We start from the raw sequence: 21,635 nt of genomic DNA, 5'->3' as shown, positions 1-21,635 counted from the left end.
GTGTGGGTCAATGTATCTCGGTACAGTAGAAGGGCGTGTATCGTGATACCCGTCAAGGGACGGGCATGTGTGTGTAGAGAGGTTCAAACACTATGGTGGATTCACCAATTAAACCCACAAAACTTGCGATTATCGGTGCCGGCGCAGTCGGTTCCACACTGGCGTTCGCTGCCGCCCAGCGCGGCCTCGCCCGTCAGATTGTCCTGCAGGACATTGCCAAGGAACGTGTGGAGGCCGAAGTGCTCGATATGCAGCACGGCTCCAGCTTCTATCCCACCGTTTCCATCGCCGGTTCCGACGATGTCGAAATCTGCCGTGACGCCGACATGGTGGTTATCACCGCCGGCGCTCGCCAGCAGCCCGGGCAGACCCGTCTTGACTTGGCGGGAGCGACCATCAATATCATGAAGTCCATCATCCCGAATGTGGTGAACGTCGCGCCGAACGCGATTTATATGCTCATCACCAATCCGGTTGACGTGGTTACCCATGTGTCCCTCAAGCTTTCGGGCTTGCCGTCGAACCAGATGTTCGGCTCGGGCACCAACTTGGATTCGGCTCGTCTACGCTTCTTGATCGCGCAGCAGACCGGTGTGAACGTCAAGAACGTGCACGCCTACATTGCCGGCGAGCACGGCGACTCCGAAGTGCCGCTGTGGGAGTCCGCCACCATCGGTGGCGTACCCATGTGCGATTGGAAGGAGTTGCCGGGCCATCAACCGCTGGATGCCGCCAAGCGTGAGGAAATCCATCAGGAAGTCAAGAACGCTGCGTACCGCATCATCAACGGCAAGGGTGCGACGAACTACGCCATCGCCATGTCTGGCGTGGATATCATCGAAGCCGTCATGCGTGACACCAACCGCATTTTGCCGGTGTCCTCGCTCTTGGATGATTTCCATGGCATTTCCGACGTGTGCATGTCTGTGCCGACGCTGATCAACCGTTCCGGCGTGAACTCGCGTATCAACACGCCGGTGTCGGATAAGGAGCTGGCGGCGTTGAAGCGTTCGGCGGAGACGTTGAAGGAAACCGCGGCAAAGTTCGGTTTCTAAGCACGGCTGACGACTTCGTATTTCCGGCGTGCGGAATCGGCGTCGGGCGATAATCCTAGGATGCCGCTCAAGGCGGGTGCGATCACAGGGTCGTGCCCGCCTTGTCGTAGTAAAGTCGAGTCTTATGTTCGGGTACTGTAGGGCGTTTCGTGCGTATGGATCCACTGGTTGCGGGCAAGCCGTGGTGTCTAAAAGTGGAGCCGGAAGCACGCCGTTGTCCTTCCGTCTCCAATCAGCATTATTACGGATGGGGCTTGTGCCGCGGTGGATATCGGGACATCCTTGTTGGGTGTGTCGCGGTTTCGGCGGCGCGGGGCAAGGCCGATATCGGTTAGGCTGGATGGGGACTATGTGGGAGGATGATGATGTGGACGTTGACGGAGGATGCCGCCCATCCGGCGCATGATGCGTTTGTGGAACGCAAATCGGAGTTTATCGGAGACGCCTGCCATATTGCGACGCTGGGGGAGGCGTTGGAAGTGGTGGAGACGATTCGTCAGATGCATCCCAAAGCGCGGCATGTGGCGTATGCGGCGATTTGCGGTGGTGCGGATGGCGCCTTGTCCGAACGCATGAGCGATGACGGTGAGCCATCCGGTACGGCTGGCAAGCCGATTTTGGACGTGCTTCGAGCTCAGGAGCTTACCGATTGCGTGGTGGCGGTGACACGATATTTCGGCGGGGTGTTGTTGGGCTCCGGCGGGTTGATTCGCGCGTATGCCACCGGCGCTGCGGTGGCGCTTAAAGCGGCACATAAGGCGTTGATTGTACCGTGCCAGCAATATCGACTGTCGTTGGATTATGCGCAATTGGGGTCGATGCAGTATGTGGTGGCCTCCGTTGATGGCGTGCAGGAGGCGGTATCGTATGGTGCCGATGTGGAGCTGACGGTGTCGGTGCCGATGGCGGCGGCTGACATGTTTGTACGCAAAGTGCGCGAGGGGTTCCATGCGTCGGTGACGCCCCAGCCGTTGGGTGTGGTGGCTCGGCCCGTACCGGTGGAAGCGTCATGAATCACGATGTGATGGATGGTAGGAATGACGTGTCTTGGCGTGTCTGGTTGCGGGGTATGCGACTGCGCACGCTGTCGGTGTCGTTCTCCAGCGTATGTTTGGGTGTGTGCGCGGCCTGGCTGATCTGTCGGCCGGTGGTCAGCGCTGGTGCTGACTCCGGTGGTGGTGCTGGCGGCTTGACTGTGCAGGCGCCGCTATGCTCACCTCTATGGTGGATTGCGGTGTCGTTGGGGTGCGCTGTGGTGGCATGTGGTTTGCAGATTGCCGCGAATCTGTTCAATGACGCCGATGATGGTGCACGCGGACTGGATGATCATCGGGTGGCTTCGCCGGGTGGCGAAGGGATGGAGGCGCCAGCTCGATTGGTGGCGTCTGGAGTGCCTGTCCGTGCGGTGAGACGTGCGGGAGTCATGGCGGCGGCGGTGGCATCGCTGACGGGTGTTGTTGTGACGTTGGCCAGTGTACGCTGGGGATTGCTGCTGCTTGGCCTGGCGTGTGTGCTGGCGGCGTGGGGGTACACCGGGGGCAAACATCCTTATGGTTATCATGCCTGTGGGGAAGTGGCGGTGTTGCTGGTATTCGGTCCGGTGGCGGTATGCGGTACCGCGTATGCGTTGGTTGGCTGGCCGGTGCTCGAGTATGGTGGTTGGAGAACGGCCGCGATGCTGGCGTTGGCGTCGTTGTCGGCGGGTTTTCCTGCCGTGTTGCTGATGCTGGTGAACAATATTCGTGATGTGGGCTCGGATGAGGCTCATGGCAAACATACCTTGGCAACACGGTATGGGGTCTCATGGGCGATGGGGTTGATGATGGTCACCCAAGTGGCGTTGATGATGATATTGGTGACATTGGTGTTGACGGCTACGGCGTTGGATATTTTCGGGGTATCAGAGGCTACTGCAGTTCGGATGGCATTGCCGGGCTGGTGGTCGGTGGTGGTGCGTCTGTCGGTGATGATGGTGCCACTGGCTGCGGTGTTGACAGGGCTGCAGCGATTGCGTGCGGCCATGCTGGAGAATCGATATGCCGGTGCACTGGCCTGCGCGGGTGTGTTGCCGTTGCTGGTGGTGGTCACATGGACGCTGGTGACGGTATAGGCCTGTAGGGGCGTGAGTAGGTGTTCGCGTGTGTGTAATGGGAGTATCCGTTGGTGTGAGTCTGCGCTAGCAATCATGCGGTTCGTCCCTTGCCCGGCCTAGACTGAAGGGCATGACTTACAAACTAGTATTGCTCCGACATGGTCAGAGCGCATGGAATAAAACCAATCAATTCACCGGCTGGGTGGATGTCCCGCTGACCGAGCAGGGCGTCGAGGAAGCCAAGCGTGGCGGCGAGCTGCTCAAGGAGAAGAACGTTCTTCCTGACATCGTGTTCACGTCGCTGCTGCGTCGTGCGATCAACACGGCGAACATCGCGCTGGATGCTGCCGATCGTCTGTGGATTCCGGTGGAGCGCAACTGGCGTCTGAACGAGCGTCATTACGGTGCGCTGCAGGGCAAGAATAAGACCGAGATTCGTGAGGAATACGGCGACGAGAAGTTTATGATCTGGCGTCGTTCCTACGCGACCCCGCCGCCGGAAATCGATCCGAACGATGAGTACGCCCAGAACGGCGATCCGCGTTACGCGGGTGAGCCGGTGCCGGAAACCGAGGCCTTGGCAAACGTGGTCGAGCGTGTGACCCCGTACTGGGAGTCCGCCATCATTCCGCAGCTCAAGGCTGGCAAGACGGTGATGATCGCCGCTCACGGCAACAGCTTGCGTGCCATCGTGAAGATGCTGGACGGCCTGTCGGAGGAGGAGATCGCCAAGGTCAACATTCCTACCGCCATCCCGCTGCTGTACGAGTTGGATGAGAACTTCAAGCCGATCAAGCCTCGTGGCGAATACCTCGATCCTGAGGCCGCCGCCGCCGGTGCCGCCGCTGTGGCCGCTCAGGGCCAGAAGTGAGTCGAATGTCGGTGTGTGCCCGGCAACAAGCGTGAGGCACACACCGACTCGGGGTGTTGCTGTGTGAAGGCATGGCCGCGCATAACAAGAACGGGAAGCCACTGTGGTGACTTCCCGTTCTTGCGTTATATGCCAATGTAACGGGGCGTCCTTGGCCGTGGGACAGTCCCGGCAAACGCATCAGTCGATATCGGTGCCCTCGTCGCGCGTCGGCTCCTTGGTCGGGTCGAAGCCGGAGACGATGTACACCACGCGGCGTGCCGCGGATACGGCGTGGTCGCCCATGCGTTCCATGAAGCGGCTGAGCAGCACCACGTCGATGAGTTGTTGCTTGGTGCCGCTCCATGAATCGGATAGCACCATGTCGAAGATGCGATGGTGCAGATGATCCAGCTGATCGTCATCGATAATGACCTGCTCGGCGGTTTTGGTGTCACGCTCGGCAAGCATGAGTTCCATACGATCGGCCATTACCGCGAGGAAGTCGTACATATTGGTAAACAGCTCATTGGCTTCTTCGGGAATCGAGGGCTGTGGGTATGTGCGTCGCGCGGCTTCGGCGATATGCCTGGCCAAATCGCCCATGCGCTCGAAAGTGGAGGCTAGGCGCATGGTGGAGACCACTACACGCAGATCTGTGGCGACCGGGTTCTGCTTGGCGAGCAGTTTGACGCACTGATCGGTGATGCTGGCTTCGAGGGCATCGATTTCGATGTCGCCCTCGATGACAGCCTGCGCTGCCTCAAGATCACAGTGGAGCAGCGCCTTGCCGGCGCCGTTGATGGCAGTGCGCACGTCCTGAACCATACGGTCGAGGTCATCGGCGACGGCCTTGAGTTCTTCATTGAAAATAGCGCGCATGTCTGTGCCTTTCCTACATGGATGGTGTGCAATGCATACCAGTGTATGCGGTTTATTGGTTTTTTGCAGGTGACTTGGCGGGTTGTGCGAAAATAGCCGTTGAAAATTCTTGCGGCATTCACGCCATGTTCACTTTGCCTATTGCATGGGGAGCGATAACAACGCGTGTCGGGTCGGTAATATGCGACAATGAGCCGTATGGAATCGATTCATGCGTCATCGGTGATGATTTTCGTGGCTTTTGGCATTGTGGGCTTTGCCGTGGTGCTTGCTGTGGGATTCATGGTGTGGGATCGTGTGCAGCCCGTGGTATCGCGTTTGCTTGGCGGCGTGACAGTGGGGGAATCGTTGTCGGCATGGGTGCATCGTCGTGGGTCTCAGCGCGATGAGGACGATGGGGGGGATGGTGACGATGACGTGGATGATACCACGGCCGCGTTGCTGGCGCTATTGCCGACGGCCTCGTTGGTGGTGGGGCCTGCCAACGAGGTGGTGCGGGCCAATCCTGAGGCGTATCGACTTGGTTTGATGCGCGATGATGAGATTGTCAACAAGGAAGTGCTCGCCGCTATTCACGAGGTGCGCGAGTATGGCGGGCGTCGGCATTGCGAGTTGCAGACCATGACGCCGGAGCAGTTTTTGCCTTCCAGCTCGCAGGCCCATAGTGGTGAGGAACACCGTGTCGAGGAAGGCATGAGCATGGTGTCGCGTCCCAATTGGCTGCGGGTGACGGTGGGGCGTATGGGGCGACGTTGGATCGTGGTGTTGATTGATGATGTCAGCGAGGGGATTCGTTTCGGGCAGGTGCGCGATGCCTTTATCGAGAATGTGTCACAGCAGTTGCTCAAGCCCACCCAGGCATTGCGTCATTTGGCTGATGCGCTGGAGTGCGGGGATATGGATGATCGTGAGGCGATCCGCCGTGATGCCCTGCAGGTGCGTCGCTCGTGCGCCCACATGGAGCATATGGTGGCTGATTTGCTGCTGCTGATGAAAGCGCAGGCACCGGTGGAGCCGTCGGCGAACAATCGCGTGACGGTAGCGGAGCAGTTGGAGCGGGTGGCTCAGCGATTGCAGCCGGAAGCCGAGTCGGCACAGGTGACGGTGCAGGTGGGCGCCGATGAGGGATTGACCGTGCATGGCGATGCCGGGCAGATTGGCGTGGCAGTGGAGAAAATGGTGCGCAATGCCTTGTGGTATTCGTCGCCTGGCATGCAGGTTGCATTGACGGCTGCCGCTACGCCTGCGGGCGACGGCGTGGTGATACGGGTGATTGACCGTGGCGTGGGGATCTCCCGTGACGAACAGGAACGTATTTTTGAACGCTTCTACCGTGGCCGCAACCAAACCGATCGCACGCAGGATGGTATTGGCTTGGGGCTGGCCATCGTCAAGCATGTGGCGCTTACCCATCATGGTTCGGTGGGCGTGTGGAGTGCTCCCGGGCAGGGCAGTACGTTTAGCTTGACGTTGCCTGCCGCTCGATAGTGGGCAGCGTGAGCATTATCGGATGACAAGTCGCCACACCACACGCTGGTGTGGCGAGGGGAATGGTGCGATGCGGCCGTATTTGTCGGAGTTTATAAGCCCAGCCGGCGGTAGTCCCAGCGGTCGAAGTATTCCCAGAGCAACAGGAGCAGTCCGATAATCACGCCGGTTACGCATACTACGCAGGCTTTGAGTGTGTTCGCTCCCATCCATGCGGCGATGACGCAGATGACGGCGGCAATTGCCCACAGCGCCGTACCGATGCCGAAGACGATCCGCAGGTCGACGCGTACCGGCTTGGGAGCTGGTTTGCGCACGTTGGGATCGATAATCGGGGCGAACTTCATGGCTCTAACTGTAGCGCGTGCCGTGTCCAGATGGGGTTATGCGTGCGATGCTGTGTTGCCGTTGTCGAGGCATCGCTCGGCGACGTAGTCGATGCAATGGGTGAGCGCGCGCACATTGTCGGGGTCTACGGAGGGGAATACGCCGATGCGCAATTGGTTGCGGCCCAGTTTGCGATATCCGGCGATGTCGACGATGCCGTGGCGTTGCATGATGCGCACGATGGTGTCGGCGCTCAATCGTTCGTCAAGATCGATGGTGACGACGGCCTGCGAACGCGCGTGTGGATCGGTGACGAAAGGTGAGGCGTAGTCGCTGCGTTCGGCCCATTGGTAGAGCGTATCGGCCGACCGTTGGCAGCGCGAAACCGCCCAGGTGAGCCCACCGTGGTCGTTCAGCCACTGTAGCTGGCTGCGTAGCAGAATAAGTGTGGCGATGGCCGGGGTATTGCGGGTTTGGTCCTTGCGGCTTTGGGCGATGGCGTCGGTAAGGGAGAGGAATCCGGGGATCCATCGTCGTGCGCCTTCGAGCCGGGTGCTGGCGGCGATGGCGTTGGCTCGTTCGATGGCGGCTGGGGAGAGTATGGACAGCCATAGTCCGCCGTCGGATCCGAGGGCTTTTTGCGGCGAGCAATAGTAGACGTCGGCCTCGTGTAGGTTTACGGGCAGCGCTGCGGCGGCGCTGGTGGCGTCGATGATGGTCAGTGCCGCTTGTCGCTCGCTGCCGGGGATGCGGGTGACGGGGGCTTGCACGCCGGTTGAGGTTTCGTTGTGCGCCCAGCAGTAGGCGTCCACATCGGGGTGGTATTGCGGCAGTGTGTAGCTTCCGGCCGGTGCTTGGTTGATGATGGGCTCGTGCAGGAATGGGGTGTGGCGTATGGCGTCGGCAAGTCCGGCGCTGAATGAGCCGTAGACGCCACATGCGGCGCGCCGGGTGATGAGATTGCAGCAGATGATGTCCCAGAACGCGGTGGCGCCTCCGTTGCCCAGCACCACTTCGTAGCCGTCGGGGACGGCGAACAGTTCGCGCAGTCCTTCCCGGATGTCGCCGACCACATGGCGTACTCCGCTTTGGCGGTGTGAAGTGCCCAATACGGTCGTGGCGCATTGGCGCAGCTCATCCATTTGTTCGGTACGAATAAGACTGGGGCCCGAACCGAATCGGCCATCCGTGGGCAGTAGATTCGGTGGGATAACGATGTCCTGGCTCATGATGACCAGCTTATCGGAGAACTCACACTATGCGTCGAATGTTTCACGCTATGAGCGCGAGCGATGACGGAAGTTTTGTCGACACGCCCGGCCGCTACAGAATATACAGTTGATTGAGGGAACTTACCGTGGGGGTGGTTTACCGCATGGTCCGTAGTGTTTGTGTCCTATCTGGCCGGTGGACGACCGTTCAGTGTTGGGCGCGGTGGTGGTTGCCTCTGGGCATGTCAGACGGTAGGGTAATTGTGTTGCGTTGAATCGGCGGGGCTGATTCGCGCGCTGTGTACATTATGTCGTCCCACAAGGAGTGACCTCAGCATGAAGCATGGTGCCCATAAAGCAGCAAAAGCTTCCAGGCGACCCTTTGATCCGGCGGCGCTGTTTGCTTCTGGCAAGGGCTCTCACCGTGCCGGTTCGGTGCGTATGGCGCAGTTGGCGCAGGGGCGTACCGTCATGTCGGACATTGATGCTGCGTTGGCGGCTAAGCTCAATGAGGTGGCTCCGTTAACTCGTCGTTCCATGCGTCAGGCAGCTCGTGCCGCTGAGCGGCGTTCGTTGTTGTTGGCGTCGGCGTCCTTGGCGGCATTGGTGGGTACTGCGGCAACGACGGTGTCGCTGGCCAATCAACAGGGGGTGGCTTCGCTGGCTGTTGCCGATGATGCCACGACGACTACGCAGATGCAGGCGATTGGTGCGGGCAGCAGCGTGTCACGTTCCGAGGAACGTACGGCGTTGTCGTCTCAGACGCAAACAGAACAGTCGCAGCAGTCGTCCACGTCTAGCCAAGGTGATTGGCAGTTGGGTGATTCCAACATGGTGGCTGACGTCGATCAGCTTTCTCGTTCATTGGCGGATAATCCACAGGTAGCGTCGTTGGTCGAGCAAGATTCTTCATTGTTGCCGCAAGGCTTTGACCCGAATCACGCTACGGGCGATGTCGGCAACGCTTATGAGTTCAGTCAGTGCACGTGGTGGGTCTATGTGCGCCGCCATCAGCTGGGATTGCCAGTTGGTTCGCATATGGGCAATGGCGCTATGTGGGCACGCACTGCTCGTTCTCTGGGCTATTGGGTGGACAATACACCGCGTCATGTGGGTGACATCATGGTGTTTGCCGCCGGTCAAGCCGGTTCCGATCCCTTCTATGGTCATGTGGCAATCGTCGAAAAGATTAATCCTGATGGTTCCATCGTTACCTCTGAGTGTGGCGAGTCCATGCAGGGCAAGACGTATTCTCGCACGTATACCAACACAAGCGATTTCCAGTTCATTCATTACTGATTAGCGGCGGTGTTGCTAATGCCGTCGGCTTATCGGCGCCGTGGTGTGTGGAGCTTAATGTATAACGGTGTGTCGCATGACGCCTCCTTATCCGTATCATCCTGATTGCGCCACTGCAATATGTCTCAGCTAGATGACATGGTGTGTCCGGATGATGGTATATTTCCTTAAGCGCGATGTCGTCATGCTACAGTTGTCTGGTGATGGACACGTTACGTTTGCGCATCATGTTGGTTGTGGCGCTGATTGCGGTTTTGCTTGGCGCTGGCATAGTGCCGGTTGCGTTGGCTGATGTCCCGCAGACGTTGGCATCTGCACGGTCTTTCCCGAAAGCCAATGTGGTTCGTCGGGATATTACGGCGGAGTCCACGTCTACTAGTGTTGATGACCAGGCTGATTGGGGCGGGGTCGAGCAGTTGGATGTGCCGCAGACGCAATCGCAGGCGGAACGCGACGAGGCTGCGCGTCAGGCCGCGCAAGAGGAGCAGGAGCAAGCCCGGCTCGAACAGGAACAGCAGGCTGCGGCCAGCCGTTCTGCGCAGCGTGACGCTGTGCAGCAGTCGCAATCGTTTACGGAAACTCCTCCTGATGGTCAGTCAGTTGCGGCGTTGCTCGCATATGCCGATCAGTTTGTGGGCAAGGTTCCATATCGTTGGGGTGGATCGACTACGGCTGGTTGGGATTGTTCGGGATTCGTTCAGTATGTGTACGCATCTATGGGGATCACGTTGCCGCATTCGTCGAGTGGTCAGGCGACTGTGGGCACTGCTGTGGCGAGTCTGGACCAGGCGCAGCCAGGTGATATCGTGGCGAATGCGGAGCATGCGGCGATTTATGTGGGCAATGGCATGGTGGTCAACGCGCAGATGGGTGGCACTATGTATTCCCCGGTGTCGTGGGTGTTCCACGGCAGTTATGCGATTCGTCGGGTGCTGTAGTACTCACATCGCTATATGTCGGCGCTGAATATACGACATGTAGGGGAGACTCGCCCAACGTATGGCTACCTTGTGGCAGCGTTGCGCGTGTGTACGGTCTGAATCGCGGTAAGGTGGACACACGGAACGATGCGTGTAGCGTCGTCGGATCCTCAAGGAGGTCACCATGATTCAGGACAAGGCGATATTGGTCGGTGTGGATGGCTCCAATGCCAGTTACAAGGCGACATGGTGGGCGGCGAATTATGCGAAACATGCAGGGTTGACGCTGCAGATTATCTGCGCGTATTCCTTGCCCAGCTATGCGGCGGTGTCGTTCGATGCCACGTATACGGTGATGGGTGACGACAATGCGGCGCATAGTGATGCGCAGGAGATTTTGTCCAAGGCCAAGGCCATCGCCGACGGTCAGGGCGTGCAGGCGACGACGCTGATTGTTACCGGCGATCCGGCCTCGGTGTTCGTGGAATTGTCGCGCAATTACAATCTCATTGTGATTGGCAACCGTGGCAAAGGCGGCTTGGCCGAGCGACTTTTGGGTACGACGAGTTCAAGTCTGCCTGCGTATGCGTATTGCCCGATTGTAGTGGTACCGTACACCGACGACGATGGCAACCTCATGCATTTGAACAATACGATTACCAAGGTCGCCGTTGGTTCGGACGAATCGAAGTGGGGCTTGAAAGCCTTGCAGATCGCTGCTGATTTCGCCGATGCTTGGGGCGCGCAGCTGGATGTCATTTCGGCGGTGCCGCACGTTCAGGGCGTCGATGGCGACAAGGGCGTGATGGACTCGTACATGGAGGATTTGGAAACCCGGATCAAGCCGATTATGGAGTCGCATCCGGAGCTGGTGGTGCGTAAGTCGGTGGTGCCTGGTTCAGCGGTGGATACGTTGACCAAGGCCAGCTATGACCATGATGTGGTTGTGGTGGGCTCTCGGGGTCGCGGTGGCTTTACGGGGCTGTTGTTGGGGTCGACGAGCCAAGGTCTGCTGCAGCATGCGGTGACGCCGGTGTATGTGGTGCCGCGTAAGTATGTGGAGGCCGCCGAGTCTCGACTGGATACCGTGCCGTCGTCGCCGGCTGAGGTACCGACGAAGCCATTGGACGATATTACGGGCGTGCAGCAGGTATCAGTGCCGAAGGCCGATGCCAGCCAAGCTGCGCATATCGAATCGACAATCGACCCATTGCATGATGGGCAGTGAACAGGCCGGTCGGATGGCGTTGTCGGCATAGCCGTGCCACTATTCGATGAGATTGCGACAAGGAGGGCGGTCCCGGTGGGGGAGTGCCCGCCTTGTCTATGCGAGGAATCTGATAAATGGGTGTATGTACGCGTTTTGCGCTATCGGCTGATAGTGATGTTCATGCGAACCGGTGTAACGGTTTCGTAGGTGTGTTTTACCGTGCAGGCTTTGTCGACGTGCCGGGTGATGCGTTCGCGTAGTTCGTCGACTTGCTCGTCGCTGAGTGTGGCGTCGCTGGCGTCCACCACCATCTGTTCGCCGAAGTTTAGGTATCCGTTGGCATCGGGGTCATAGGTGCCGTCGACGATGATACGTGCGCCGCGGTTATCTCCCAATACCTGTTCGATGGCGGTTTGGCTGGAAAGCGCCGCGCATCCGGCGAGGGCGATTTTCATGAGGTCGCCTGGATTGAACTCGCCCGGGCCTTTGCCGAAGACCAGATGTGCGCCATCTTCGCGGTAGGCGTGCCACGTGCCTTGGTCGTCGCGCTCCACCCACAGTCGCTTGCCCATTGATGCCTCCTTATTGCTTGCGGTGTTGCCGCTGATTGCGGCGTTATGTTCAATCTACCGCAGGGTGGTGCCCGCTTTGGCACGGGATGAACACGCTGGTTGGTGACTTTGTTATGCTGGTACTCATGGCTTTGACTGATGACCAACTTGCCGATATCCGTTCCCGCATTCCCGAGCGTCCGCACAGCGATGTGCCGACGCCCTATGAGGATATGCTGCGTACCATTCTTCTCGAGGGTACGTTGAAGTCGGATCGCACGGGCACGGGCACGATTTCGTTGTTCGGCCGCCAGATGCGGTTTGATTTGTCGAATTCGTATCCGCTGCTCACCACCAAAACCGTGTTTTTCAAGGGGGTGGCCTATGAGCTGCTGTGGTTCCTCAAGGGGTCGAACAATGTGCGCTGGCTGCAGGAGCACAATGTGCATATTTGGGATGAGTGGGCCGACGAGGACGGCAATTTGGGCCCGGTGTATGGCGTGCAGTGGCGTAGCTGGCCTGCTCCCACACCGCAGGATCCGAATAGGACCATCGACCAGATCACGAATGTGCTTGATTTGATCAAGCATCATCCTGACTCGCGTCGTATGGTGGTCAGTGCGTGGAATCCTGCCGAAGTGGAGTATATGGCGTTGCCGCCGTGCCATGCCTTGTTCCAGTTTTATGTGGCGGATGGCAAGCTGTCCTGTCAGCTGTATCAGCGTTCTTGTGATATGTTCCTGGGTGTGCCGTTCAACATCGCGTCGTATTCGCTGTTGACGTTGATGATGGCGCAGCAGGCCGGGCTTGAGCCCGGGGAGTTCGTATGGACGGGGGGCGATTGCCATATTTATGACAACCATGTCGAGCAGGTGTTGGAGCAGTTGTCGCGGGAGCCGTATCCGTATCCGACGATTGAGATTCGCAAGGCCGACTCGTTGTTCACTTATGACTACGATGATTTTGCGATAGTGGATTACCGGCATCATCCCACCATCAAGGCCCCTATCGCGGTCTGAGGTGTCCAGTAAACTTCCTCAAGCAGTCAATTTCCAAGGAGTGAATGAAATGGAGCATGACAGTAGCCGTAGTGGCTATCACGAACCCGTGCCCGGGGTAGCCGGGCTGGAGGAGAGCGAGGATTGGGGAGACGATTTTCCCAAGACGTTTTCCGTGAATGTGATTTGGGCGCAGGCGTTCGACAATGACGGTCGCGCGGGCGTGTTGGGTTTTCGGGGCGGCATGCCGTGGCATTTGGCTGAGGATATGCGGCGTTTCAAGGAGCTTACGGTGTCGCACCCGGTGATTATGGGACGGCGTACGTGGGAGTCGTTGGACGCGCGTTTTCGCCCGCTGCCGAATCGTGACAATATCGTGGTGTCGCGCAATCATATGTTTGCCGCGCCCGGTGCCACGGTGGTCGATGATCTTGAAGATGCACTTGATTTGGCGCGTCAGGAGGCGATTCCTGACGACGGCATGGATCGCGGCGAGATTTGGGTGATCGGTGGCGGCGAGTTGTTCCGTCAGGTGTTGCCGTTCGCGGACAAGGCGTTTGTCACGCAGATTGATGCTCGGGTGGATGCCGATACGTATGCGCCGGATATCGATGACTTGGTGCGGCAGGGTGCTTGGGAGCTGGTGGAGGAAGGCCAGTGGGAGGTTCCCGCTCATGAGGAACCGAATATTCGTGCGTATCGTTTTGTCACGTATGCTCGCGTGCATCATGATGCCGCATAGGCTATGGCACTATGGCGGTCTTGGGCTGTTGTTGAGTCGGCTCATGGCGTCACCGCCGCAAGGCGCACGACGTCGCTATTGATGGCAGCACACAGTTGGATAGGCAATGACGGACGGGTCTCAGACAGAGAAAGGCATGGTCATGAGGGATTATCCTTGGACGATTATGACGGTGTGCACCGGTAATATTTGCCGTTCGCCGATGGCGGAGATTGTGCTGCGTACGGAGGTTGAGCGGCGTGGACTGTCCGACCGCGTGCGGGTGCAATCGAGTGGCGTGAGCGATGAGGAATATGGCAATCCGATTGATCGGCGTGCGGTACGGGTGTTGCGGGAGCGTGGATATGAGATTCCGTCGCATCATTTTGCGCATCGTATTGGTGCCGATGAAATTGAGCAGACGGATGTGTTCCTGCCCATGACGGTGTCGCATATGCGCGCGTTGTTGCGTCAGCTGCCGGCGTCCCGTCGTGATGCGGTGAAGATGTACCGCAGCTTTGATCCGCAGGTCAAGCCCCTCCACGGTGAGGATGCCGCCGCGTTGGATTTGGCTGACCCGTGGTATGGCGGTACTCATGAGTTTGAGGTTGCGATTGACCAGATCGAACAGGCTGCGCCATATATTGTTGATTGGGTTGAGCAGCAGCTGGAACAGGAGTGAACGGGCATGGCGCAGGATCATGAGGGAGAGCCGTTGACGGCGACGTATGAGCGTCTTCGCCATTCCGAAGATGTTGCGCAGTTGCATGAATTTGCATGTCGCACGCTGCCTGACCGTTCCGAGCAAGCGGCGTTTTCCCGTGCCACCGCATTGTTGGAGGCGGTGGCGGGCAATGTGCATACACCGGTGGAAGACCGCATTATGCTGGCCAAGACCATGCCGTTTCCGAATGTGCTGGTGAAGTTGTCTCGGGATGCCGATCCGCAGGTGCGTTGCGCGGTGGCCGGCAACGAGGATGACAAAAACTGGCTGGTGGGGCGGTTGACCAAAGATGCTGACCCGCAGGTGCGGTCCGCGGCGTTGCGCAATCCTCGCACCTCATGGAAGATGCGCCTTGAGGGGGCGCAGTCGACGGATTGCGATGCTGACACGCTGGCGTTTTTGGCGAAGTTGGGAGTTGAGACAGAACCGGATGCACCGAGCGTGTTGTCGGCAATGGTGCGTCGTGCCGTGGCGTTGAACCCGAATACGGATGCACAGACGTTGGCTGTGTTGGCGCAGGATGCATCGGATGATGTTGCTCATGCGGCGCAGTGCCGTATGGAGTCGTGAATTTATCTGCATACGTTGTCAAAAAGGAGCGCGTCCTTACGGCGATTTGTGTGACAGACACCATAGAATTGGGACTATGGTTGCTCATAGTGAACATAAGGAACGCCTTGCGCGTCCGCTGATTCGTTTGGCTCGTTTGGCAGGCGTCGCCACTAGTTATGTGGGGCAGACCGGCGATTATCACGAAATCGGCGATGAGGTCTTGGTCGAGGTATTGGCGGCGTTGGGCATCGATGCCTCGTCGGCTGCGGCGATCGATGAGGCAACGAATCGTATGCTTGACGAGCGCTTGCGTCGTTTGGTTCCGCCGACGGTGCTGCATATGGCTGGGGAACGGCAGGTGCTGTTGGTGCGTACGGAAGTGCATACCATGCCGCATGCGGATATCGTGTTGGAAAACGGTATGCCGTTCGAGGGGCGTTTGCGGTGGCAATCAGGCGATGGGTCAGCGGCCTATCCGACTGCGGAGGGTTTTTTGACTACTGCCGGTTTGGTGCTGCCCGCGGATTTACCGCTTGGGTATCATACGCTGCGTGTGCGGGTGGGCGAGCGCGTTGAGGAGGCTACGCTGATTAGCGCGCCGCGTCGCGTGCCGATGCTGGATGCGATGAAGCAGGGCCAGCTGTGGGGATGGATGGCCCAGCTGTATTCGGTGAGGTCGTCACAGTCGTGGGGCGTGGGTGATTTTGAGGATTTGGCAACGATGCTGTCTCAGGCTAAAAGTGCCACCGGCGCTGATTTTATGTTGGTGAATCCCTTGCATGCTGCGGAACCGGTGTCGCCGTTGACGCCGTCTCCGTATCTGCCGATTTCCCGCCGGTTTGTGAATGTGACGTATATCCGTCCGGAACGTGTTGCCGAATATTTGCTGTTGTCGGCCAAGGATCGCCAGCGCATTGAGCAATTGCACGAGCAGGTGGATGCGTTGAACGGCGATGCGCAGTTGATTGACCGTGATGCCATGTGGAATGCCAAACGCGAGGCGTTGTGGATTGTGTTCCGCTCGGGCATGAGCGATGCGCGGCGCTTGCAGTTCCAGCGGTATTGCGAGTCATGCGGCGATGAGCTGGAATCGTATGCGACGTGGTGTTTATGCGTGGAGCAGTGGGGGATGCCGGATGGTTCGTCCACGGATTGGGCGCATCGATACGGCAAGGACAGCGCACCGGTGAAGGCGTTGCGTGAGCGGTTTGCCGAGCACTTGGAATTCTATCGTTGGCTGGAGTGGATTGCGGTTGAGCAGTTGCGCCATGCGCAGCATGTGGCGCGTCAATCTGGCATGCGCATTGGCATTATGGCGGATATGGCGGTTGGCGTTCATCCGTGCGGCTCCGACGTGTGGTGGCATCCGGAGCGATTTGCCAAGGGTGCGACGGTGGGCGCTCCTCCGGATTACTTCAATCAACAAGGTCAGGACTGGAGCCAACCGCCGTTGCATCCGATGGAGTTGGAGCGTACGGGCTACCGCGTGTACCGCGATATGGTGCATGATATGTTTGCCCAGGCAGGTGCGGTGCGCATTGACCATATCCTTGGCTTGTTCCGTTTGTGGTGGATCCCGCAGGGACGCGGTGCCGCCGATGGTGCATACGTGCATTACAACGCCGAAGCGATGTTGGGCATTTTGGCGTTGGAAGCGTCACGTGCCGGCGGCGTGGTGGTCGGCGAGGATTTGGGAGTGGTTCCTGACTATGTGCAGGAGTCGCTGCGCGAGCACGGCGTGTTGGGCTGCACGGTGGAGTGGTTCGAGCAGCATGATGGGCGGTTTGTACCACCATCGCAGTGGCGCGAGTATGCGTTGGCGTCGGTGAATACGCACGATATGCCTCCGGCTGCCGGGTACCTTGCCTATGAGCACGTGGCGATTCGTGAGCGTTTGCATCTGCTGACATGCTCGACTGAGGAGTTTATGAGCGATGCCCGACGCGAACATCGAGCCATGATGGCAATGCTGGTGGAGCAAGGTTTCTTGGATGCTGCGGCGCTGGAGGATGAGTCGGTTCATGGCCAGCAGATCGTTGAGGCACTGTACCGCGCGTTGAAGGCGTCGCCTTGCAAGTTGCTGGCCGCATCGTTGGTTGATGCCGTGGGTGAACGCCGCGCACAGAATCAACCGGGGACGAATAATGAGTATCCCAATTGGCGTGTGCCGCTGGCCGATGCTCATGGCGATGTAGTGCCGCTGGAGTCGTTGTTCTCCAATGAGCGTTTGCGGTCGCTGTCGGCAATTATGCGTGGCGAATAGCCGGTTTGTCATTCGTGTTGCCGAAAGTCAAGACTGGCGATATACTAGAGGATTGTTGTGTTTCCCTACGGGGTCCTTCAAAGCGCTTTCCCACTCGCCATCGAGGACTTTCAGGGAGCCCACGGATAATGAGACCAAGCGGTTATGCTTTGCGACGCTTCAACGCGGGGCATGGCGGTGAGGTCCGGAACACAATGAATAGAAAAGGTACATCGTGAAAACTTTCACACCGAAGCCAGCTGATCTGACTCATGACTGGTATGTCGTTGACGCCACTGACGTGGTGCTCGGTCGTCTCGCCACTCAGGTGGCTACCTTGCTGCGTGGCAAGAACAAGCCGACCTTTGCGCCGCATGCTGATTCCGGCAACCATGTGATTGTCCTCAATGCCGACAAGATTGCCTTGACCGGCAGCAAGATGGGCAAGGAACTCTACTCGCACTCGGGTCGCCCCGGCGGTCTGCGTCGTGACAGCTATGCTGAGCTGCTGGAGAAGAACCCCGAGCGCATCATCAAGGCTGCGGTTAAGGGCATGTTGCCGAAGAACCGTCTGTCCAAGGTGCAGCTGAACCGTTTGCGTGTCTTCCGTGGTGCGGAGCATCCGCACATGCCGCAGAAGCCGCAGGTGTTCGAAATCACTCAGGTTTCGCAGCAGGGCAAGTGAGCCGAAGGGAGATAGAGAAACATGGCTGAAAATACCAATAACTCCGCGGTTCTCGAGACCGAAGAGGAACTCACCTCGTACACCACCGAAACCAACGCTGGTGCTGGCACCGGCACTTCCGCGATTGCTCCGGGCTACGGCACAGGCCGTCGCAAGGAAGCTGTCGCCCGTGTTCGTCTGGTTCCGGGCACTGGCAAGTGGACCATCAATGGTCGCACGCTGGAGGAGTACTTCCCGTCGCGTTTGCTGCAGCGTGAAGTGAACTCCCCGATCGTGCTGCTCAAGCTCGAGGGCAAGTTCGACGTCATCGTCCTGGTGGACGGCGGCGGCACCACCGGCCAGGCCGGTGCGGTGCGTTTGGGCGTGGCCCGCGCGCTGAACGCCATCGATCGTGATGCGAACCGCGCCGCGCTGAAGAAGGCCGGCTTCCTGACTCGCGACGCTCGCGTCGTGGAGCGCAAGAAGGCTGGTTTGCACAAGGCTCGTCGCGCTCCTCAGTTCTCGAAGCGTTAATTGTTGCCTACTACTGGCATCATGCAAGGCCCCGGCCGTTATGGCTGGGGCCTTGCTGATATTTGTGGAAGAACATATAGTGGCGGTCGGTGTCGGTGACAGGTTGTGGTGATGGTGCTGTGAAACGATGGATCGGTGCGGCAGTGGCGATGTCCCCGGTGGGATTGCATCTGAAAAGTATTACTGTATATATGTGAACATAAAAATTGACATTTTATGCACAAAATCTCACATAAATATTGCGGAGAAACTCACGAAACGCTCAACACGGTGAAGGGGCTTAAACGTACCACTCTTCCGCTACATTGTGATGCAGGTCACAGAATCCAATGCTGAGACATACTGCCGTAAGGCGGACATACACCTTGCACCTATCACGATCGAGGAGGACCAAGTGGCAAAAGCAAAGAATGCCGAAGCCGTGGCAAAGCCTGCACCCGAAGACGCTCAGGCCGCCGCTGAAGCCGAGGTTGATGCCCTGGTACAAAAAGGCCTCAAGGCCTTGAAGGAATTTGAGCAGCTGGATCAGGCTCAGGTGGACCGCATCGTCGCCAAGGCTTCCATCGCTGCCTTGAACAAGCATCTGGTGCTCGCCAAGATGGCCGTGGATGAGACGGGCCGCGGCTTGGTTGAGGACAAGGCTACGAAGAACATCTTCGCCTGCGAGCACGTCACCAACTACCTGGCCGGTCAGAAGACTGTGGGCGTTATCCGCGAGGATGACGTCATGGGTATCGATGAGATCGCCGAGCCGGTTGGCGTGGTCGCCGGCGTCACCCCGGTGACGAACCCGACCTCGACGGCCATCTTCAAGTCGCTGATCGCCTTGAAGACCCGTTGTCCGATTATCTTTGGCTTCCATCCCTTCGCGCAGCAGTGCTCCGTCGAAGCCGCCCGCATCGTGCGTGATGCCGCTGTCGAAGCAGGCGCTCCGCAGGATTGCATCCAGTGGATCGAGCATCCTTCAATTGAGGCCACCGGTGCGCTGATGAAGCATCCGGGCATCGCTACGATTCTGGCCACCGGTGGTCCCGGCATGGTCAAGGCCGCCTATTCGTCGGGCAAGCCGGCGTTGGGTGTGGGCGCGGGCAATGCTCCGGCGTATGTCGACAGCGATGTGGACATCGTGCGTGCCGCCAACGACCTTATCCTGTCGAAGCATTTCGATTACGGCATGATCTGCGCCACCGAGCAGGCCATCATCGCCCACAAGGACGTGTATGCGCCGCTGGTCAAGGAACTCAAGCACCGCAAGGCGTACTTCGTCAACGATGAGGAGAAGGCCAAGCTGGAGCAGTACATGTTCGGCTGCACCGCGTATTCGGGCAATACGCCGAAGCTCAATTCGGTGGTGCCGGGCAAGTCGCCGCAGTTCATCGCCAAGGCCGCCGGTTTCGACATTCCGCAGGATGCCACGATTCTGGCCGCAGAATGCAAGGAGATTGGTGAGAATGAGCCGTTGACCATGGAGAAGCTTGCTCCGGTGCAGGCTGTGCTCAAGGCCGATGATAAGGATCAGGCGTTTGCGATGTGCGAGCAGATGCTGGTGCACGGCGCCGGCCACACCGCTGCGATTCATACGAACAACCAGGATTTGGTGCGTGAGTATGGTCTGCGTATGCACGCCTGCCGTATCATTTGGAATTCTCCCAGCTCACTGGGTGGCGTGGGCGATATCTACAATGCCATCGCTCCTTCGCTGACCTTGGGCTGCGGTTCGTACGGCGGCAACTCCGTGTCTGGCAACGTCCAGGCCGTGAACCTGATCAATGTCAAGCGTATTGCGCGGAGGAACAATAACATGCAGTGGTTCAAGATTCCGGCGAAGACCTACTTCGAGCCGAATGCCATCAAGTACCTGCGCGATATGGACGGCATTGAAAAGGCCGTCATCGTGTGTGACAAGGTGATGGAGCAGTTGGGTGTGGTCGACAAGATCATCGATCAGCTGCGTGCCCGTGCCAACAACGTTACGTTCCGTATCGTCGATTACGTTGAGCCGGAGCCTTCGGTGGAGACGGTTGAGCGTGGCGCTGAGATGATGCGCGAGGAGTTCGAGCCGGATACCATCATCGCGGTTGGCGGCGGTTCGCCAATGGATGCGGCCAAGATTATGTGGCTGCTGTACGAGCACCCGGAAATTTCCTTCTCCGATGTGCGTGAGAAGTTCTTCGATATCCGCAAGCGTGCGTTCAAGATTCCGCCGCTGGGATCGAAGGCCAAGCTGGTGTGCATCCCGACCTCGTCGGGTACAGGTTCGGAAGTGACGCCGTTCGCGGTGATCACCGACCACAAGACCGGCTACAAGTATCCGATTACGGATTATGCGTTGACTCCGTCGGTCGCCATTGTCGATCCGGTTCTGGCTCGCACTCAGCCGCGTAAGCTGGCTTCCGATGCTGGCTTCGATGCTTTGACGCATTCCTTCGAAGCGTATGTGTCCGTGTATGCCAACGACTTCACAGATGGCATGGCGCTGCATGCGGCGAAGCTGATTTGGAACAACCTCGCTCCGTCGGTGAACGCCGAGCCTGGAGAGGAGCGCACGCAGGCGCAGGAGAAGATGCACAATGCCGCCACGATGGCCGGCATGGCATTTGGCTCGGCCTTCCTGGGCATGTGCCATGCGATGGCACACACCATCGGCGCGCTGTGCCATGTGGCGCACGGCCGCACGAACTCCATCCTGCTGCCGTATGTGATCCGTTATAACGGTTCCATTCCCGAGGAGCCGACAAGCTGGCCGAAGTACAACAAGTACATCGCTCCGGAGCGTTATCAGGATCTGGCGCGCAACTTGGGCGTCGATCCGGGCAAGAACGCACAGGAAGCTGTGGAGAACCTGGCCAAGGCCGTGGAGGATTACCGCGACAACAAGCTGGGTATGAACAAGAGCTTCCAGGATTGCGGCGTCGATGAGGATTACTTCTGGTCGGTGCTCGAGCAGATCGGCATGCGTGCGTACGAGGATCAGTGCGCCCCGGCTAATCCGCGTATCCCCCAGATTGAGGATATGAAGGATATCGCCATCGCGGCCTACTACGGAGTGAGCCAGGCCGAGGGCCATCGTCTTCGCGTTGAGCGTGAGGGCAAGGATGCCACGGTGGAGGCTTCTGAGCGCGCTTAAATAGCCGAAGCGACGGTCAAACTGGTTGTGTCCAGTATTGGCTGATGGATTTGGGGATGGTTCCGTACGGGGCCATCCCCAAACGCGTTGTGAAGGGGGTCGCATTGTTGCTTTCGGCGTGCCTATGGTTAGATTCGATGATGACGCCAGGACGTCCACATAGCTTGGGGTTGTGTCCGTGGTTGACG

Annotated in this window: 20 protein-coding genes; 16 read left to right on the top strand and 4 right to left on the bottom strand. The window is 58.6% G+C overall.

The annotated features are described in order from the left end of the window. Positions 1-92: 92 nt before the first annotated feature. The 4 genes from AC1AWK_RS05470 to AC1AWK_RS05455 all read left to right on the top strand — a co-directional run bounded on the left by AC1AWK_RS05470 (position 93) and on the right by AC1AWK_RS05455 (position 4,018). On the top strand, positions 93-1,055 hold the full coding sequence (locus AC1AWK_RS05470) for an L-lactate dehydrogenase (RefSeq protein WP_476568802.1): 963 nt from the start codon (positions 93-95) through the stop codon (positions 1,053-1,055). A 365-nt stretch (positions 1,056-1,420) separates the two neighbouring features. Then, positions 1,421-2,068, top strand: a complete 648-nt coding sequence (locus AC1AWK_RS05465; RefSeq protein ID WP_476569639.1) for an IMPACT family protein — start codon at positions 1,421-1,423, stop codon at positions 2,066-2,068. Next, positions 2,065-3,165 (top strand): UbiA family prenyltransferase, encoded by a 1,101-nt coding sequence (locus AC1AWK_RS05460; RefSeq protein ID WP_476568800.1) that lies wholly within the window; start codon positions 2,065-2,067, stop codon positions 3,163-3,165. The genes AC1AWK_RS05465 and AC1AWK_RS05460 overlap by 4 nt, the downstream gene beginning before the upstream one ends. A 112-nt stretch (positions 3,166-3,277) precedes the next feature. Further along, on the top strand, positions 3,278-4,018 hold the full coding sequence (locus tag AC1AWK_RS05455) for a phosphoglyceromutase (protein ID WP_476568798.1): 741 nt from the start codon (positions 3,278-3,280) through the stop codon (positions 4,016-4,018). A gap of 180 nt (positions 4,019-4,198) precedes the next feature. On the opposite strand, the gene phoU is transcribed toward AC1AWK_RS05455, so the two are convergent. Further along, the gene (gene phoU, locus AC1AWK_RS05450; RefSeq protein WP_476568796.1) at positions 4,199-4,879 is read right to left on the bottom strand and encodes a phosphate signaling complex protein PhoU; all 681 of its coding nucleotides are present in this window, start codon (positions 4,877-4,879) and stop codon (positions 4,199-4,201) included. A gap of 198 nt (positions 4,880-5,077) precedes the next feature. Between phoU and AC1AWK_RS05445 the strand changes: the two genes are divergently transcribed. Continuing rightward, a complete protein-coding gene (locus AC1AWK_RS05445) occupies positions 5,078-6,367 on the top strand; it encodes a sensor histidine kinase (RefSeq protein ID WP_476568794.1) in 1,290 nt (429 codons plus the stop codon). Positions 6,368-6,459: 92 nt separating this feature from the next. On the opposite strand, the gene AC1AWK_RS05440 is transcribed toward AC1AWK_RS05445, so the two are convergent. Then, complete coding sequence (locus AC1AWK_RS05440; RefSeq protein ID WP_476568792.1) at positions 6,460-6,714, bottom strand: DUF2530 domain-containing protein; 255 nt, start codon at positions 6,712-6,714, stop codon at positions 6,460-6,462. Between the two features lie 36 nt (positions 6,715-6,750). Further along, a complete protein-coding gene (gene serC, locus AC1AWK_RS05435) occupies positions 6,751-7,923 on the bottom strand; it encodes a phosphoserine transaminase (RefSeq protein WP_476568790.1) in 1,173 nt (390 codons plus the stop codon). Positions 7,924-8,241: 318 nt separating this feature from the next. On the opposite strand from serC, the gene AC1AWK_RS05430 reads away from it, so the two are divergent. The 3 genes from AC1AWK_RS05430 (at position 8,242) to AC1AWK_RS05420 (ending at position 11,352) form a co-directional block, all read left to right on the top strand. After that, complete coding sequence (locus AC1AWK_RS05430; RefSeq protein ID WP_476568788.1) at positions 8,242-9,204, top strand: CHAP domain-containing protein; 963 nt, start codon at positions 8,242-8,244, stop codon at positions 9,202-9,204. Between the two features lie 203 nt (positions 9,205-9,407). After that, positions 9,408-10,142, top strand: coding sequence for a C40 family peptidase (locus AC1AWK_RS05425; RefSeq protein WP_476569637.1), 735 nt, complete (start codon positions 9,408-9,410; stop codon positions 10,140-10,142). Between the two features lie 166 nt (positions 10,143-10,308). Continuing rightward, a complete protein-coding gene (locus tag AC1AWK_RS05420; RefSeq protein ID WP_476568786.1) occupies positions 10,309-11,352 on the top strand; it encodes a universal stress protein in 1,044 nt (347 codons plus the stop codon). Between the two features lie 140 nt (positions 11,353-11,492). On the opposite strand, the gene AC1AWK_RS05415 is transcribed toward AC1AWK_RS05420, so the two are convergent. Next, positions 11,493-11,906, bottom strand: a complete 414-nt coding sequence (locus AC1AWK_RS05415) for an OsmC family protein (RefSeq protein WP_476568784.1) — start codon at positions 11,904-11,906, stop codon at positions 11,493-11,495. Positions 11,907-12,031: 125 nt separating this feature from the next. Between AC1AWK_RS05415 and AC1AWK_RS05410 the strand changes: the two genes are divergently transcribed. The 8 genes from AC1AWK_RS05410 to adhE all read left to right on the top strand — a co-directional run bounded on the left by AC1AWK_RS05410 (position 12,032) and on the right by adhE (position 21,447). Further along, complete coding sequence (locus AC1AWK_RS05410) at positions 12,032-12,904, top strand: thymidylate synthase (RefSeq protein ID WP_476568782.1); 873 nt, start codon at positions 12,032-12,034, stop codon at positions 12,902-12,904. A gap of 49 nt (positions 12,905-12,953) precedes the next feature. Beyond that, entirely contained in the window at positions 12,954-13,625 is a 672-nt protein-coding gene (locus AC1AWK_RS05405) for a dihydrofolate reductase (protein WP_476568781.1), read from the top strand. A 142-nt stretch (positions 13,626-13,767) separates the two neighbouring features. Further along, positions 13,768-14,286: a low molecular weight protein-tyrosine-phosphatase gene (locus AC1AWK_RS05400; RefSeq protein WP_476568779.1), complete on the top strand. Its 519-nt coding sequence runs from the start codon at positions 13,768-13,770 to the stop codon at positions 14,284-14,286. A gap of 6 nt (positions 14,287-14,292) precedes the next feature. Continuing rightward, positions 14,293-14,898 (top strand): AbrB family transcriptional regulator, encoded by a 606-nt coding sequence (locus AC1AWK_RS05395; RefSeq protein ID WP_476568777.1) that lies wholly within the window; start codon positions 14,293-14,295, stop codon positions 14,896-14,898. Between the two features lie 76 nt (positions 14,899-14,974). Continuing rightward, positions 14,975-17,143, top strand: a complete 2,169-nt coding sequence (gene malQ, locus AC1AWK_RS05390) for a 4-alpha-glucanotransferase (protein WP_476568775.1) — start codon at positions 14,975-14,977, stop codon at positions 17,141-17,143. 214 nt (positions 17,144-17,357) lie between these two features. After that, a complete protein-coding gene (rplM, locus tag AC1AWK_RS05385; RefSeq protein WP_476568773.1) occupies positions 17,358-17,807 on the top strand; it encodes a 50S ribosomal protein L13 in 450 nt (149 codons plus the stop codon). A gap of 21 nt (positions 17,808-17,828) precedes the next feature. Next, complete coding sequence (gene rpsI, locus AC1AWK_RS05380) at positions 17,829-18,320, top strand: 30S ribosomal protein S9 (protein ID WP_476568771.1); 492 nt, start codon at positions 17,829-17,831, stop codon at positions 18,318-18,320. A gap of 394 nt (positions 18,321-18,714) precedes the next feature. Beyond that, a complete protein-coding gene (adhE, locus tag AC1AWK_RS05375; RefSeq protein ID WP_476568769.1) occupies positions 18,715-21,447 on the top strand; it encodes a bifunctional acetaldehyde-CoA/alcohol dehydrogenase in 2,733 nt (910 codons plus the stop codon). The last annotated feature ends 188 nt before the right edge of the window (positions 21,448-21,635 follow it).

The sequence above is a fragment of the Bifidobacterium sp. LH_491 genome (assembly GCF_056356495.1).
The sequence above is the reverse complement of the archived record's forward strand: the minus strand, read 5'-3'. Positions and strand labels throughout refer to the sequence as shown.